Source organism: Streptomyces sp. 891-h, from assembly GCF_022760275.1.
Taxonomy (GTDB): domain Bacteria; phylum Actinomycetota; class Actinomycetes; order Streptomycetales; family Streptomycetaceae; genus Streptomyces; species Streptomyces spirodelae.
In genome coordinates, this window is record NZ_CP050693.1 from 3531708 (window position 1) to 3546480 (window position 14773).

The 14773-nt window shown below is 68.7% G+C and carries 13 protein-coding genes; 7 read left to right on the forward strand and 6 right to left on the reverse strand.

Features of this window, described 5'->3' with window-relative positions:
- The first annotated feature begins 46 nt into the window (after positions 1 to 46).
- The 4 genes from HC362_RS15280 (at position 47) to HC362_RS15295 (ending at position 4241) form a co-directional block, all read left to right on the forward strand.
- A complete protein-coding gene (locus HC362_RS15280; RefSeq protein WP_243084516.1) occupies positions 47 to 1339 on the forward strand; it encodes an aminotransferase class III-fold pyridoxal phosphate-dependent enzyme in 1293 nt (430 codons plus the stop codon).
- Positions 1340 to 1480: 141 nt separating this feature from the next.
- On the forward strand, positions 1481 to 2818 hold the full coding sequence (locus tag HC362_RS15285) for a UDP-glucose/GDP-mannose dehydrogenase family protein (RefSeq protein WP_243084517.1): 1338 nt from the start codon (positions 1481 to 1483) through the stop codon (positions 2816 to 2818).
- Positions 2815 to 3276 (forward strand): GNAT family N-acetyltransferase, encoded by a 462-nt coding sequence (locus tag HC362_RS15290; protein WP_243084518.1) that lies wholly within the window; start codon positions 2815 to 2817, stop codon positions 3274 to 3276. The genes HC362_RS15285 and HC362_RS15290 overlap by 4 nt, the downstream gene beginning before the upstream one ends.
- A 92-nt stretch (positions 3277 to 3368) precedes the next feature.
- On the forward strand, positions 3369 to 4241 hold the full coding sequence (locus HC362_RS15295) for a sugar nucleotide-binding protein (RefSeq protein WP_243084519.1): 873 nt from the start codon (positions 3369 to 3371) through the stop codon (positions 4239 to 4241).
- 61 nt (positions 4242 to 4302) lie between these two features.
- Here HC362_RS15295 and mobF read toward each other — a convergent pair whose 3' ends face one another.
- Positions 4303 to 8754 (reverse strand): MobF family relaxase, encoded by a 4452-nt coding sequence (mobF, locus tag HC362_RS15300; protein WP_243084520.1) that lies wholly within the window; start codon positions 8752 to 8754, stop codon positions 4303 to 4305.
- Positions 8755 to 9018: 264 nt separating this feature from the next.
- Here mobF and HC362_RS15305 point away from each other — a divergent pair, with 264 nt between their 5' ends.
- The 3 genes from HC362_RS15305 to HC362_RS15315 all read left to right on the forward strand — a co-directional run bounded on the left by HC362_RS15305 (position 9019) and on the right by HC362_RS15315 (position 11098).
- The gene (locus tag HC362_RS15305; protein WP_243084521.1) at positions 9019 to 9927 is read left to right on the forward strand and encodes a hypothetical protein; all 909 of its coding nucleotides are present in this window, start codon (positions 9019 to 9021) and stop codon (positions 9925 to 9927) included.
- Between the two features lie 88 nt (positions 9928 to 10015).
- Positions 10016 to 10522 carry a hypothetical protein gene (locus HC362_RS15310; RefSeq protein ID WP_243084522.1) on the forward strand — a complete coding sequence of 169 codons (507 nt, stop codon included), beginning with the start codon at positions 10016 to 10018 and terminating at the stop codon, positions 10520 to 10522.
- Positions 10523 to 10882: 360 nt separating this feature from the next.
- A complete protein-coding gene (locus HC362_RS15315; RefSeq protein ID WP_243084523.1) occupies positions 10883 to 11098 on the forward strand; it encodes a hypothetical protein in 216 nt (71 codons plus the stop codon).
- A gap of 281 nt (positions 11099 to 11379) precedes the next feature.
- Here the strand turns inward: HC362_RS15315 and HC362_RS15320 are convergent, their stop codons facing one another.
- From HC362_RS15320 to HC362_RS15340, 5 genes are all read right to left on the reverse strand, one after another.
- Complete coding sequence (locus HC362_RS15320; RefSeq protein WP_243084524.1) at positions 11380 to 12036, reverse strand: hypothetical protein; 657 nt, start codon at positions 12034 to 12036, stop codon at positions 11380 to 11382.
- 514 nt (positions 12037 to 12550) lie between these two features.
- Positions 12551 to 13012, reverse strand: a complete 462-nt coding sequence (locus tag HC362_RS15325) for a DUF6349 family protein (RefSeq protein WP_347568540.1) — start codon at positions 13010 to 13012, stop codon at positions 12551 to 12553.
- 144 nt (positions 13013 to 13156) lie between these two features.
- Positions 13157 to 13552 (reverse strand): DUF6181 family protein, encoded by a 396-nt coding sequence (locus HC362_RS15330; RefSeq protein WP_243084525.1) that lies wholly within the window; start codon positions 13550 to 13552, stop codon positions 13157 to 13159.
- A gap of 44 nt (positions 13553 to 13596) precedes the next feature.
- On the reverse strand, positions 13597 to 14025 hold the full coding sequence (locus HC362_RS15335) for a DUF6197 family protein (RefSeq protein WP_243084526.1): 429 nt from the start codon (positions 14023 to 14025) through the stop codon (positions 13597 to 13599).
- 61 nt (positions 14026 to 14086) lie between these two features.
- Positions 14087 to 14737: a hypothetical protein gene (locus HC362_RS15340; protein ID WP_243084527.1), complete on the reverse strand. Its 651-nt coding sequence runs from the start codon at positions 14735 to 14737 to the stop codon at positions 14087 to 14089.
- Positions 14738 to 14773 lie beyond the last annotated feature (36 nt).

Below are 14773 nucleotides of genomic sequence, written 5' to 3' on the forward strand. Positions count from 1 at the left end.
GTGCGCGGCCCCACCCCGTGAGCACACCCGAGAAGGGACCCTCAGAGTGGATCGGTACTCGCAGACCCGTGAGCGGCTGCTGACGTCATCCAGGCCCATGCCGGACTTCGAGGTCGTGGGATCGCAAGGCCCCTGGCTGCACCGTGCGGGCGGCACCCGGATCTTCGACGGATCGAGCGGGCTGCTCTGCACCAACGTGGGCCAGAGCAGCCCCAAGGTCCACGCCAGGATCGAGAAGCAGTTCTTTCGCTATTCCTTCGGCGGCGCCGCCGTTGTCCAGCCCCACATCCAGATGGAGCTGATGGACCGTGTGTGCCGCGCCGTCGGCCGCCCGGACGATTCCGTGGCGCTGACCACGTGCGGGACGCTCGGCGTCGAGGTCGCCGTGGGCCTGGCACGGAACATCACCCGGGCGCGAGACCGGAAGCAGCGCGGGGACATCCTGACCTCGACGTTGAGCTACCACGGGATGTCGGCGCTGACCCTCGCCCTCGCGGGCAATCACGCCCGCAGGCCACGCCGGGAGGACGCGCTCGACCTCGGCCCCGCTTTCCCGGCGCCCTACCCGCCGACTCATGCTCACGAGGGCAGCGGCTGCGGCGCCTCGTGCGCCGACGAGATCGCGAAGGCGATCGACCGCCGTGGGCCCGAGAACGTCGCCGCGGTGCTGATCGAGCCCGTCAACGGGACCACAGGCGGCGCCTTCGTACCGCCCGACGGCTACCTCCGGCGGGTCTCAGAGATCTGCCAGGAGCGGGACGTCCTGGTGATCCACGACGAGGTGCTGACCGGGCTGTGGCGCACCGGGACGCCGCTCGCCAGCCACCACTGGGAGGGCTGCGAGCCCGACATGGTGATTCTCTCCAAGGGGCTGGGCGCCGGATACACGGGCGTCGGCGCGGTGCTGGTGTCCCCCGAGATGGCCCGGTGGGTCCGGCATGAGGACGCCGACCCGCTGCCCGCCATGGGCACCATGGCCACCCATCCCCTCATGGCAGCCGCGTGCCTGGGTGTCCTCGACGAGCTGGAGGCGATCGACCAGATCGCCCTCAAGGCCCGCGGGCAACGCCTCGGGCAGGCCCTGAAGTCTCTGACCGGCGTCGGGCCCGTGCAGGACATACGCGGGCTCGGCTTCCTCTACGGCGTGGAGGTCACCCCGGGGCAGCTCTGGCCCGTGATGAAGGCCGCGGAGGTGCGCGGGGTGTTCTTCTACCCGTTCACCGGCGCCGGAGAGCCCAGGAGCGAAGGGCTCGTCGTCGCGCCTCCGCTGATCTCGACGGACGAGGACATCGAGTTCCTGACCACGGCCCTGGCCGACGCGCTGAAGGCCGTGGGCTGACCGTCCGGATCCACACCGCACCACCGGCTCCAACAGGACAACGAACCTACGAGTGGTCCGAGTTGGGTGCCGCTCGCCAACCGATAGCGTCGGGGACACACCGTGTCCGGTGTGCCCCCGACTAGACAAGGACGACCTGAAATGCGTGTTTCCGTGATCGGCTGCGGCCACCTCGGCATCCCGCACGCGGCGGCGATGGCCGAACTGGGCCACGAGGTCATCGGCGTGGACGTCGACCAGGCCAAGGTCGACCGGCTCAACGCCGGCGAATGCCCGATCTACGAGATCGGCCTGCCGGAACTGCTCGCCCGTCACACCGCCGACGGGCACCTGCGGTTCACCACCGACATCCACGAGGCCACCGCATTTGCCGAGCTGCACTTCATCAGCGTCGGCACCCCCATCGACGCCGACGGCCGCTCTTACGACACCGCACAGGTCCTCGGCGCCATTCGTCAGCTCGCTCCTCACCTCGACCGGGCGTGCACGATCGTCGGGAAGTCCACCGTCACCGTCGGCACCACCCGTCAGGTCACCGCCCTCGTCCAGCGCCTGGCCCCCGCAGGCGATCAAGTCGATGTCGTCTGGAATCCGGAATTCCTGCGCGAAGGCCACGCCGTCGAGGACACCCTCCGCCCGGACCGGCTCATCGCCGGTGTCACCACCGCTGAGGGCGAGAAGGCGATCCGCGCCGTGTACGCCGGGATCATCGACGCGGGCGTGCCGATCTTCATCACCGACCCGCAGACCGCCGAGCTGGCCAAGGGCGCCGCCAACACCTTCCTCGGCCTCAAGATCAGCTACATTAACGCCGTCGCCGACATGTGCGAAGCCGCGGGCGGCGATGTCTCCCAGATCGTGGACATCCTCGGCATCGACCCTCGCATTGGCGCGGGGGGCATGAGGCCCGGCATCGGCTACGGCGGCGGCTGCCTCCCCAAGGACGTCCGCGCCTTCACCGCCTCCGCCCGGCAGCTCGGCGCCGACCAGGCCGCAGCCCTCCTCCGCGCCGCCGAGGAGATCAACGAGAATCGCATCGACGTTGCCCTGGGCCTTATCACCCGCGCCCTCGGGAACCGCCCCGTCAAGGGCACCCGGATCACCGTGTGGGGGGCCGCGTTCAAGCCCGGCACCAACGACGTACGCGAGTCTCCGGCCCTCGCACTGTCCCAGGCTCTCCATCAGGCCGGCGGCATCGTCACGGTTCACGACCCGCAGGCCGTGCCCACGGCGATGGTTCGCAACCCGGAGCTGGACTACACGGACGACCTGGCCGCCTCCGTCTACGGCGCCGAACTCGTCGTCCTGGCCACTGAGTGGCCCGAGTATCGGCACGCCGACGCCCAGCTTCTGGCGGACCGTGCAGCCATCCCCCTGCTCGTCGACTGCCGTACCGCCCTCGACCCCGAGCCCTGGCACTCGGCGGGCTGGACCGTCCACCAGCTCGGTCGGCCCGGGAAGTTGAACGCCACACCATGAACAGCGGCGACATTCTTCTCCACCGGGCCCGCGCCGCTGACGCCCGCCCCGCAGCCGATGTGTGGCTGCGCTCGTACGCCGCCGCCCTGCCGACCGTACGCTGCGCTCACGGCGAGGACGATGTACGGGACTGGTTCGCCCGCGTGCTCATCCCGCAGTACGAGACCTGGGTGGCAGTCACGGGCAGCACCGTGGTCGGGCTCCTGGTGCTCAAGGGCAACGAGCTGAAGCAGCTCTACCTCGAACCCCCCTGGCGCGGCCGGGGCCTCGGCGACCGGTTCATGGCCCTGGCCAAGCAGCAGAAGCCGGACGGCCTGTCGTTATGGACGTTCCAGGTCAACGGACCAGCCCGGCGCTTCTACCAGCGGCACGGCTTCATCGAGGCCGAGCGCACCGACGGACAGCGCAACGACGAGCGCGAGCCGGATGTCCGCTACGTCTGGCAGCCACAGACGTAGTCGCCCAGCCGACTGACGATGAAGGCGGTCATCCCCCAACACCGGGGTGTGACCGCCTTCGTCATGGGACTTACGGGGCTACGGTTACGCGCATGACAATTCTGATCGTCGGCGGCAGCGGCTTCCTGGGGACCGAGCTGGTCCGGCAGGCGAGATCGGCGGGGCACACAGCAGTCGCGACGTACTCGACCGAGCCCGGCGCCGCCTCCCCGACCGCGTGGTGCCCCCTCGATCTGCGGGACGCGGGAAGCCTGGACGCCACTATGGCCGAGGTGAACCCGCGCATTGTCATCAACGCATCGAGCGGCCGGGCCGACTGGGCGGTCACGGCAGAAGGACCCCTCCAGCTTGCGATGGTCGCAGCGAAGCACGGAAGCCGCATGGTCCACGTCTCCTCCGACGCGGTTTTCTCCGGCACCGGCCGCGTCCACTACGACGAGTCCTGTCTCCCCGACCCCGTCACCCCGTACGGCGCGGCCAAGGCCGCTGCGGAGACCGGAGTCCTCGCCGTGCACCCGAAGGCCGCCATCGTCCGCACGTCGCTGATCATCGGCCACGGTCGTTCCGTGCACGAGCGTCTTGTGCACCAGCTCGCCGCGGGCGCGTTCGACGGAACCCTGTTCACCGACGACATCCGTTGCCCCGTCCACGTCTCAGACCTGGCTGCCGCCCTGCTGGAACTGGCGCTGAGCGGCGCCGCAGGCATCCACCATGCCGCGGGAGCCGATGCCCTGAGCCGCCACGAACTCGGTGTCCTTATCGCACAGCGAGATGGTCTCGACGTTTCCCGCCTCCCGGCGGGCCTGCGAGCCGAAAGCACGGTCCCCGGAGCCCTCGACGTACGCCTCGACAGCCAGACGACCCAACGGTCTTTGCGCACCCGACTACGCGGTGCGCGCGACTTCCTTTGCCTCAACGAGGACGGACCAGAACCTGGCTCCGGATTGCGACGCACAGAGAGGTGAACCCACACATAGGTATGACCAACCGGGGCTTCCGACGGGTCTGGTTGGACGGCGGGCTCCTTCACAGCAGCGGGCCAACAGGGGGCTCGCTCGGTCCATCGTGTGACTGATACACATCCATGCCTGCCGGGCCGGTGTACGGAGATACAGGCACTCCATCCCGCCCAAGCTGACGCTGGGGCCCCGAACTCGATGTCTGCGCGCTCCCTCGGGCTCGTGCTGACAGTTCACCCCGAAGGCCGGCATCACGGTGCTCGGCGTCGCAGGCCGTGCCGCGCGCCTTGGTGGCTTCGGCCCGGAGTTGCTTCGCTGCCTGGTTGTCCCTCGCCTGGGCCCGCCGCAGGAGAGCGGCCTTCTCCTCCTGCGGCATGTCCGCTTCGGTGAGCACCCCTTCTTGCTCATCGGCCGGACCGGCCACCTGGGCAAACTCTTGGGACCGTGCGTTCATCTGCTCCAGTTCTCGCCCGGTCTCCTCGTACGTACGAAGCAGTCCCTCATGCTCTGCCTCGACCGCAGCTCGCTCGTCCCCGCGAAGGACCGGACGCCCGAAGGGGCCGGTCGCGGAAAGCTGCTGTTCAAGCCCTTCGATACGGCTCTGCGTGCTGTGCAGTCCGGCAGCGCGTTCGGTAATCGTGCTGTCCAGTGCTCGAACTTCGCGGATTGCCTCGGCGCGGTCGGCCACGGCCTGGTGCCGGCGGTGGAGCGCGAGCGCGTTCGGACCGGTTCCGGCGGAAGCTTGCTCTTCGGCGCGGTCGGCCGCGGCCTCGGCCTTGTCGGCCGCCGTCCTCGTGGCGCGGGCAGCAGTGGCGGCCTTCCGCGCGGCGTCACGCAGCGCCGAGTTACTGAGGTGAGCGTAGGGACGGTGAGCCGTCGGCGCGGGGTCCGAAGGTGTGGTCGGCTCCGTGGGCGGCTCGGCGTTCGCCGGTGCGGGGCGGTCCTCGTGCTCCGGAGCCTCTTCGGGAGTGTCTGCGTCGTGAGACTCGTCGGCGCCGGGGGCCCGCGGGGTCGGGAGGTCTGCTACGACCTCGCGGACATGGGCAGGGACCGCGTTCTTCGGCAGTTCGGTGAGGATCATGCGTTCCTCGGTGCCGTTCTCGATCTCGCGAATGAGGCCCGCCACGGCGCGGTCAAGCTGTTCCTGTTCGGTAAGTGCGTCGCCGTGGCGGGCGCGGTCTGTGTCGGTCTCGTAGACGGAGAGCGGCAGGAAGAGGTGCGACTCCTTCTTGTCGCGGCTCATCATCGTGTAGAGCGCGTTCGCCTGGGCTCCGGGGCCGTAGACCAGGGCCTCTTGGACGGTGAGCCCCTGGCTCTTGTGGCCGGTGATCGCGTATCCAAGGCTGAGTCCGCCCTGTGCGATGTAGTCGGCGTCAACCCATTCGGCAACGTCACCGTGGCCATCGCCCGTCTTCTCCCGCCACTCCACCAGCACCCGGCGTTCTTCGTCCACGGCGCGCACGATTCCGCGGTAGCCGTTCAGGACGTCTTCGTTCTCGCCTCGGCTCTTCTTGCCCCGGTAGTCGTTGGTCCGAAGGAGTACCTGGTCACCGACGGACAGCGTCAGCTCGCCGCCGCCAGGGAGCGCGTAGACGTGCTCGGGGCCGGTGAGATCGCCGTTCGCCTTCCGTAGCGCGCGGGCTCCTGTGTTCAGCTCTTCCACGATCTCGTTGGTGGCGGCGAGCATGACGAGCTGCTGCACGGCGGTGTGGTCGTCGGGGTGCGCCGCGCGCTTGTCGGTCCAGATGGTGAGCATCGCGGCGAGGGTGGCGTCCTTGTCCGAGAGGGCGTGCACGCGGCCGGTACCGGCGAAGGTGCGGAGGGTTTCCACGCGTTTGTCGTCGCGCCACAGTTCCAGTGCCCGGCGCTCGATCGCGTCCTTCTGGCGGAAGTTCTCGGTGAGGCGGAGTCCTCCAACGATGCGGTGCACGGCGGCGAAGGACCCGCCGATGCCCGGCGAGTGCAACTGCTTGGGGTCGCCGATGCCGACGACCTTCGTCCCGGTTTCAGCGGCGTGGGCGAGGAGTTCGGCGATGTCGCGGTCGTCGCACATGGCGGCCTCGTCCATGACCAGGACGTCAACGCCGGTGAGGCCGGAGCCACCGTTGCGGATGCCGGTGAGCCAGGACGCGAGCGTACGAGACTCGATGCCCGCCTCGGCTTTGAGGTTCGCGGCGGCGACGGCGGCCGTGCTCGCGCCGGCGATGACGAGGCCGTGGGATTCCCATGCCGCCCGGGCGGTGTTCATGATCGTGGTCTTGCCCGACCCGGCAATGCCCTCCACCGAATCGATTCCGTGTCCGGCAGTGAGCAGCCGTCCGAGGACTGCGCGCTGTTCGTCGGAGAACGCGAAGGTGCCACCGTGCTGGGCTTCGACGGTGGACAGCGTCATGTCGATCGTGTCGCGGCTGACAAGGGCGGCCTGCTCGTTGAGACGGTTCTCAGCCTCGGAGATGATGAGCGTTTCCGCGGCCACGATGTCCGCCGTGGTGTACCGGTCGGCGTGCGTGAAGTGCTGGGCGCCCTTCGGGTTCAGCTGGACCGCGTATCCGGCGTGACGGAGGACGGAGCTGGTGAGCTGTTCGGCCTCGGCAGCGTCCGCGACGCCGTACGGGAGGGCGTCCAGCACGGCGGCGATGGCGGCGGCGTGAGTGAAGTCCTTGGCGTGCGCGGTCAGGCCGGTCTTCGGGTCGAAGACCTGGGCGCACAGCTCGTCCAGGGAGGGGTTCTGGTCTGCTCGGCCTGGTCCTATGGCGCTGGCCGCGATGGCGTCGGGGTCGTCACCGGCAGCGCGGCCTTCGGCCTGCCAGTAGGCGCGCAGCACGTCGTCCTCGACTCCGGCGGCTTCGCCGTTCTTCGCGGCCTTGGACGCGGTTGAGGCGGCGGTGCGCTCGCGGGTCGTCGCGTTGTCGTAGTCGATGCCGAGTTTCGTCAGTAGGTCCCGGACCTGGCTGTCGCGCTTGCTGAAAAGTCGGATCGTGGCCTCGGGGATGGCCCCGATCTCCCACGCGCCGGTCCGCTCGTCACGGCGGAAGCTGATGCCGAACGTGTCGGTCAGCTCCCTGCGGATGCGGGCGTTCATGAGGGACTGGGTCGCGCGGGTGTGCCGGTGCAGGTCGCGGCCCCCGCTGGCCATGGTGGACCACTTGCCGTCGGTGCCCTTGACCATGTTGGCCAGGGTGAAGTGCAGGTGGAAGTGCGGGTCTCCGTATGGGGCGCCGTCCACGGGGCGGGCGGCGCGGTGGACCATCATCCAGCCGGAGAACCCGCTCGTCTCCACGGTCCCGGCTTCGTCGCCGTCGCCGTGGTGGCCGCGCATGGCGTACGCGGTCCACCGTTCGAGAGCACCGATGGACTCGCGGCCAGCGGCCGTGTAGATGCCCTCGACCTGAGCGGCGATCTCCTCGGGCGCGTAGGCGAGGAACGCACTCTTCGACTTCGAGAGATCCAAGGTGACGTCGGCACCGAAGTTGCCGACCTGCACGCGGCCTTCGAGGAGAGCGGCCTTGATCTCCTCTTCGTCCCACACATCCTCGGGCGCGAGCCCTGCCGCCTTGGCCATCGCGACGGCTTCGCGTACGTCCATCGGCAGGTCCCGAAGACGACGTGCGCCTTCGCCCTCGGTCTGGATGTACCGGCGCTTCATGGACGCGGCGTCGAACAGGTCGGCGCACTGTTGCCCGGTCTGGGTGGCGCGGGCCTCGACCGCGCGCAGGAGCGCGCGGGCGTCCAGGTGGCCGCCCGCCTCGGCAGCGATCGCCTTCTCCACCACGTCCTCGCCGTAGAGCTCGACGGCGTCGATGCCGACGGCGTCGGCGAGCTTCAGCACCGTCGAGACGGGGACGCGGTGCGACTCTCCGAACCGCTTGAGCTGGCTCTCCATCCGGCGGAAGGCGTCCTGCTTGCGCTTGGAGTTCAGCAGTGAGGCGGGGTTCACGCTGCGTTCGGCGGCGGCGCGGCGGACGGCGCGGGCCAGTGGGGCGGCGGGGAGCTTGGCGGCCGGCGCGATGGCCAGCTTGGGTTCGACGAGGGTTTGCCCGGTCCGGGGGTCCTCGCCGTGCATGAGACGTCGCGCGGCCTGGAAGTGCTCAGGGGCGAGGACGCTGCCGGGGGTGATGTCGAACTCGGTGAGGCCGTTTCCGATCCAGACCAGAGGGCGTTCGCTGGCGTCGAGGTGGTAGTCCACCTGTCCGTCTGTGGGCGGGGCGGGAAGGACGCTGTCTCCGTACAGGTCGCGGGCTTCGATACCGGCCGCGGCGGCGACTTCGATGGCGTCGAATCCGGTGAACCGGGTCTTCTTGTCGTTCCGCAGTTGGGCGCGGGCCCGGTAGAACGCCTTCTTCGCCTCGGTGGCGCCGAGCAAGGCGGCGACGGTAGTTCCCGCTTCCGCGGCCTTGGCCTCGACGGCGGCGACAAGCGGGGCGGCATCTACAGAGGTGGCTTTGCCGCAGCCGTGTCCCCCGGTCAGGCGGTATTCGACCTGTTCGTCGGACGGGCCGATCATGGTCACCCATCCCACTGGCCCGCCCACCTCCTCCGGTCAGTTCTGTTCAGATTCGGTCATCTTGGCTGATTGTATCGTCACGGAGTGACGATACCTTGGTCCTCTTCAATCGAGATCAGTAGAGAGACGGTCCTCTGTCTCTGAAAGTCGTAGGTGAATGGCGGCTCGGGTTTTCGCTGTTACCGGGCGGCTCGTGTTGGTGTCAGTGGCTGGTGTTCTCCTCAAGAGGCCGTGTCGGCGCTCGAAGAGAGGCGCCGACCAACGCGAGGAGGCTCTTCCGTGACAGTCGCGTCCCTACCGTCCGCAGCCGAAGCGCGCCGGCTCCGTCAGCGGGTATGGATCGGGGCGACCTGCGGTGTCGCAGGCGTGATCCTCCTGGCGGCAGCTCGTCTCTACGAGGTGAACCCCTTGAATTTCCCGGCCTGTCTACTCGTCGTGGGCGCGTACTTGGTCGTGAAGCCTTGGTTCGTGGCGCGCTCCGAGCGCTGGCACCGGGTGATCACCTTCTTGCCGTTGATCGTGTACGTGCTGCTGCTCGGCGCGGTCGCGATTGCGGCTGCCGGGACACTGTCGGATAACCCTGCGCTGGCCGGCGTAGCTCTGCTCGGACTGTGGGGTTTCCACGTGTCCAGCGGTGCGCCGGAGCCGACCTCCTTCGCCTTCGAGCGGTTGGCGGGACGCCTCACCTGGGCAGCGGCGTTCCAGGCGTTCTCCATGGTCTGCGGCACCGTCGGCCTCGTGTTTTGCATCACCCGGGCCCTGCCGGTCCCCGAGCGCTTCGAACCGGTCGTCGTCGGGACCTCCCTGGGTGCGGTCGTCGGTCTGGGTACCGCGCTGCTGAAGGTGTTCGCCCGGGTACGGAAGCTCGGCACACAGCTGGCGAGCAACGCCGGGCGGATGGTGCGATGTCTGGACCGGCTCTCACAAGGTGCGGTGACTGAACGGCGGAGGCTTCAGGAGGCGGCCGAGGATGCCTGGGACGCCTTGGAACTGACATTGCGGAGCAAGATCCAGACCGGGTTCCACCTGTCCGGGACATTCCTCATTCCCACCGAAGACCGCCGTTCGCTGGAAGCTTTGGTGACGGAAGCCATCGCCTGTCCCGGCACCCCTCTGTGCCGGGAAGCGGTAGCACAGCTGGACATGTTGCGCGCCGCGTGCCGGGGCAAGATCGACACTGTGGCGTGACGGCTGATCTGTTTTACGGTGGGTTTCCAGATTTCTGCCGGGAGTATGACGAGTGACAGTGGCACGGGAACGACTCTGCGACTGGGTCGTGAACAAAGATCAAGTTTGGGTACATGGCGAGCGGATTACTGACGGCCACGTCACGCTTGATATGCGCGCCGTTGGCGTCTTCCAGGGCCTCTCGCACGAGGAGATCAATCGGGACGGGCAATGGGTGCTCCGCAAGGCTGCGGAATCCCGATGGGTGTCCGAGGCCCATCCTGATCTTTCGGATGCCATCCCTGCCCAGGCGGATGAGCCTGGATGGAGTGCTGTCGCATGGTCCTCGTGGGTGACACGCGGGGTCCGCGTGGGCGCCGTGAATGGCAGGGCGGTGGCGGTCGATCACGCGTGGCTCTCGCGCCTCCAGGCGGGCTATCGCGTGGAGGGGGCTTCCGACTCCCACATTCTGCGGATCGTGCGGGAGGACCCCACACCGGTGTTGCTGCCCGGCGGTCTCACCACACACCGAACGGTCGTTGGAATTGCGGTACCGCAGGAGATCGGCGGAGCGTCGGCGGTCGTTGAGGCGATCGTTGACGATCTTGAACGCTAGGGAAGTTTCAGCTCGCCACTCGATTGCAGTTCATCTAAACGGCTTCGTAGGAAGGCCCGCACACGGCGGGCCTTTCGTGCCACGATGAGCGGGCTCAAGCAAGACGAGCACGAGGCTGGCGACGGGTAGGGCAAAGCCCGTCTTAGGTCTCCGTTCTCTCGGGGTCGACGTGCCGGGCGAACGGAACACCACGAACCCCGCAGGGCGAGGAGAAATCCACAACCTTGTTGGAGGCAGCCGGTAGTTGCGGGTCGGCTCCGCGCGGATCTGAAACGTCGGCGGGTCCTCAGCTAGTGGCCACTGTTGTCAGGTGGTCGAGCTGAGGCTGCCTAGTCCCGGATTCGACCACCGTGAGTCGGATTGGGCAAGGTCGAAATCCGCATGCTGTCGAACTTCAGGTCCCGGCTGATGCTGGTCATCATCGCTGTACTCCTCTCCCTCGTGGTCGCTCTTGGGGCAGCGTTTATCTTCTACGCCGCGGGGGCGAGCCTCTTGGTCACGTTGACCGCTGGGGGAGGTGCATTCGCCACCACGATGAGCCTGCTTCTTGGGACTTTCTCGCTGTTCCTGCAATAGGGCATGCGACACCGAGCCGCCGATGCGTGAGGGGGGCGGGCCAATGGCCCGCCCCCCTCACTGTTTTCCAGCGCAAGGACGGGTCTGGGGTTACGAAGTCAGCCGGTCCGAATGGGCCAGTCGCCGAAGGGGATCGGCGGTTTTCCTGCCGCTTCGCGTACGGCTTCGTCTGTACCGCAAGGGGTACAGACGAAGACCTTCCGATCGATGGTCAGCCGAGAACGTGAGGGCCGTTCACCGAGCGGGCCGCCGCAGCGCGGGCAGCTGCTGCCGAGCACGGGTCACTCCTCCTCGGGGTGCTCTCGGGCGGACTTCAGGATGAGGTGCCAGACCGTACGGGAATACGCGGTTTCGCTCTTCTCCTGAAGCTCTGCGATGAGGTCGGCGTTCTTGGCTCCCGGGTTGGCAGCGAGGAGCTGCCTGGCGAGGGTGAGCCGGTCGTCTCCCTGGTAGGGGTAGGCGAGCCTGCGGCGGCCCTTCTTCCGGCCGCCGGCATGTCCGCGGCCCTTGCGCTCGGCGACGTACTTCCACAGTTTCCAGCGCTTCCATTTCGGGCGCCGACGGGTCGGGAGTTCGTCCCAGTCGTCGGGCTCGGGCCACCCTTCCGGTGGGCTCTTGAGGTAGTGGGAAACGGTGGCGGAGTCGGAGAATCCGCAGACCTTCGCCGCTTCGGCGGGGCCGACCATCTCTTCGGGGTCGCCGTCGAGCTTCGGCGGGTTCGTGGTGTTCGCGGCAGCACGTTGCCGCTGAAGCTCGTGGTGCCATGTCGCCCACGCGTCGCCGTCCCAGTGCATGACGCCGTCGACGGTCTCCGCGACGGGCGGGTGTCCGTTGTTCTCCCTGTCGGTCCATAGGTTCTGAAGCGTCGGCTCGCTGATGCCGTGGACCTTGCGCAGGTCCGCGCGTGAGTAGAGCGTGCGGCCGGTCTTGCGGGACACGGTCGCCTCCTGTTCGGGTCGGGTCGTGACCGCTGGGCGGGGTCACTGGATGTCGATCCGGGTCCGGGGCCGGCGTCCACGTGCGGCTGCCGGCGGGTTCGAGCCGGGTGAGGGTGGCGATGTCGTCCAGGGGGACGGCGGCGGCCCAGTCGCCTCGGCCGGAGTGCTCGGGTAGGAGGTTGAGTACGAGGTGCTGGCCTGTGGGCGGGAAGTCCTCGACGATGACGAAGCTCTCGGTGGTGTCGGCGCCGATGCTGTTACCTCTCCTGAGTTGTGCGAGGTCGCCGGGCTGGGGACGGTCGGGGTGTCGGTCGCATAGCATGGTGTGGTCTTTCTGGTGAGAAGGACACGACGGCCAGCGCCTTGTTGCCCTTGTGCGCTGGCCGTCATCTGTTGTCTGGGGTGGCGTCCATGGGACGCGCTGCCGGTCGGAGGTTGCCTGCTCCGCTGATGGCCGGGTAATTAAACCACCTTTGCGCTGAGTGGGGCCGGGCCCTGGCCCGGAGGGTAGCGGTCATCGGAAGAGGGTCCCCTGATCTGTGGGACGTTTGCCCTGGCTGCTCGGTGGCCAGGGCGTGTGGAGTTCGTAGCGGGGTCGTCCCGCGTGCGGTGGAGCGTGGGCTTCGCGGCGGTAGCGGCGACAGGCCAGGACGGGAGCGCCCTGGTCGATCCAGCCTGCCGGGTACTGGGCGGTGAGCTGAGTCCAGCGGCTCCGGCTCCGCGGGACGGCCCATCGGTCCTCGGCCTTGGTGATCGGGGGCAGCGTCCTCCAGCCGGGGAAAGCGTGGTCGTGCGCCTCCTCCACCGACTCGTTGTCACCGTCCCCGAACCCTTCGCCGCAGTGCACGGGGCCCTCCCATTGGCACGCAAGACACCCGCCGCGGAACTCCTGCTTCTCCCCCCGGCGGCCGGTTGACCGGCTGCGGGAGCAGGGTCGGGGTGTGGTGTGCGGGCGCGTCCAGTTCGTGGCCGAGATCGCTGTACTCGCCGCCGGGGTGTCCGGGCTGGATGTGCCACGCCTGGGCCGCGCTTTCGGGTCGGTGGCGTGTGCGTGCGTTGCGCACTCGCCAGTAGTACGTCTGCCGTGGCCGTGCTCCGGTCGGCTCGGCGACGGTGGCGGTCACGACGTCCTGCTTCCGGCGGCGAGCACTTCGCGGAGCGGGTCCGCGAGCACGGCCTGTTCGTCGGGGGCGTCGAGGAACCGGGGCCCGTACGCGCGGCGTACGGCGCGGCGGGCGTCCTGGTGGCGGTCGAGCTCCGGGTAGTACGGCGAGCGGTCGAGCACGTCATAGCCGTGTTGGGTGAGCACGTCGGCGATGAGCGATCGGACCTGTACGGGGGCGAGGGCGGAGAGGTCGTTTTCCCCGGGGGCCGCGAGGAGTACGCGGATCATCTCGGTCGCGTTGAGCCGCGGGTGGAGGTGGACGCTGAGTCGGTGGACGCCGTCCCGGCTGGGGGTGGCGGCTCCTCGGCGGCTTGGCGTCCTTGTGGTGCTGCGGTCTGTCGTCTCGTCCATCTTGCTGGCCTTCGATGACTCGGGATGCTGGCGGGCGGTCGGGGTTAGAACAGGGCGTGGTCGGCGCGGGTGGCGGCGGCGCGGAAAGCGCGGGCGGCGTCGGCGGCGGTGCGGCCGGGCTCGGTGCTCCACCGGTCGATGACCTCGCGGTGCAAGGCCTTGGCGGCGGCGGGGTCGTCGATGTCGACGGGGTGACCGGCGAGCGTTTCCGCGAGGATGGCGAACGCTTGATCGCGTGCGCGGTCGATGCGGTCCCAGTCGTACGTCCGGCCGGCGGCTCCCCGCCCTTGGCCGGCGGCGACTTGGAGGGCGCCGCGCGGCCAGCACGGCAACGTGGCCGTACGGCCGGGACCGGCGAACAGGTGCGGGCCCTGGTGGATGCCGACGTGTTCGATGTGGCGGGCGGCCCATTCCAGGATCGCTGCTGGGGTGTCCGCGATGACGATGCTTTCGGGGGTGTGGTGGGTCGGCACAGTGCTGTCCTTCGGGAAGGGCGGGGGCGGCGGCGCGCTGCCGCCGCCCCCGGTCGGGCTGCTAGTGGTAGGCGGGGATCAGTCGGTGGACCTTGTCCTCTCCAATGCACCCGCCCTTGTGGCGGTGTGCGCTCGGGGGTTCTCCGTTGCGCCCGCGCAAGTGCGACCAGAACTTGGGGCCTTCCCAGCCGCACAGCTCGCAGGAGAGAAACCAGTGGTTGTCGGACCCCGGAAATCCGGTGAGGACGGCCCGCCAGTGGTGGGCCCGGAGTCCCGCGAACGCGATCTCCGCGCCTTCGATGTTGCGATCGTTGACCGGCATCCGCGGGTGAAGGAGGGGCACCGGTCCGCACAACGGCGTGGGAGCCTCGGCAAGCACTTGGTCCAGGGGAACGGCGCCGGTCCGACCAGCGGCGTACTCCTCGGCGAGATGGGCGGCGGCCATGTCGGTGCCGGGAGTCCCCTTGGGCGGGCGACGGAGGTTGTGTTCGCCTTCGGTGGTGAGGACGAGCCAGTCTCGGTGCCAGCGGTATGCGCGGCCGATGACCTGGTCTTCGCCGATGATCACGGGGTATCGGCACTGGATGTCGGGGGCGCCGACGCGGTACGTCGGAACGGTGGCGCTGCCCCGGGTCGCGGGGACGACGAGTCTGCCCGCTTCGGTGTCGGGGACGGTGATGGTCTTGGGTCGTTCGTGGGATTGCGTGTTCATGGTGGTGCCCTGTTCTGGTGAGAGAGGGGCCTGCCC

What these genes read in the sequence shown, in the direction of transcription:
- HC362_RS15330 (WP_243084525.1), bottom strand. Translation starts at nt 13,552, where the DNA reads ATGGACGAGACGACAGACCGCAGCACCACAAGGACGCCAAGCCGCCGA.
- HC362_RS15285 (WP_243084517.1), top strand. Translation starts at nt 1,481, where the DNA reads ATGCGTGTTTCCGTGATCGGCTGCGGCCACCTCGGCATCCCGCACGCG.
- HC362_RS15295 (WP_243084519.1), top strand. Translation starts at nt 3,369, where the DNA reads ATGACAATTCTGATCGTCGGCGGCAGCGGCTTCCTGGGGACCGAGCTG.
- HC362_RS15290 (WP_243084518.1), top strand. Translation starts at nt 2,815, where the DNA reads ATGAACAGCGGCGACATTCTTCTCCACCGGGCCCGCGCCGCTGACGCC.
- HC362_RS15340 (WP_243084527.1), bottom strand. Translation starts at nt 14,737, where the DNA reads ATGAACACGCAATCCCACGAACGACCCAAGACCATCACCGTCCCCGAC.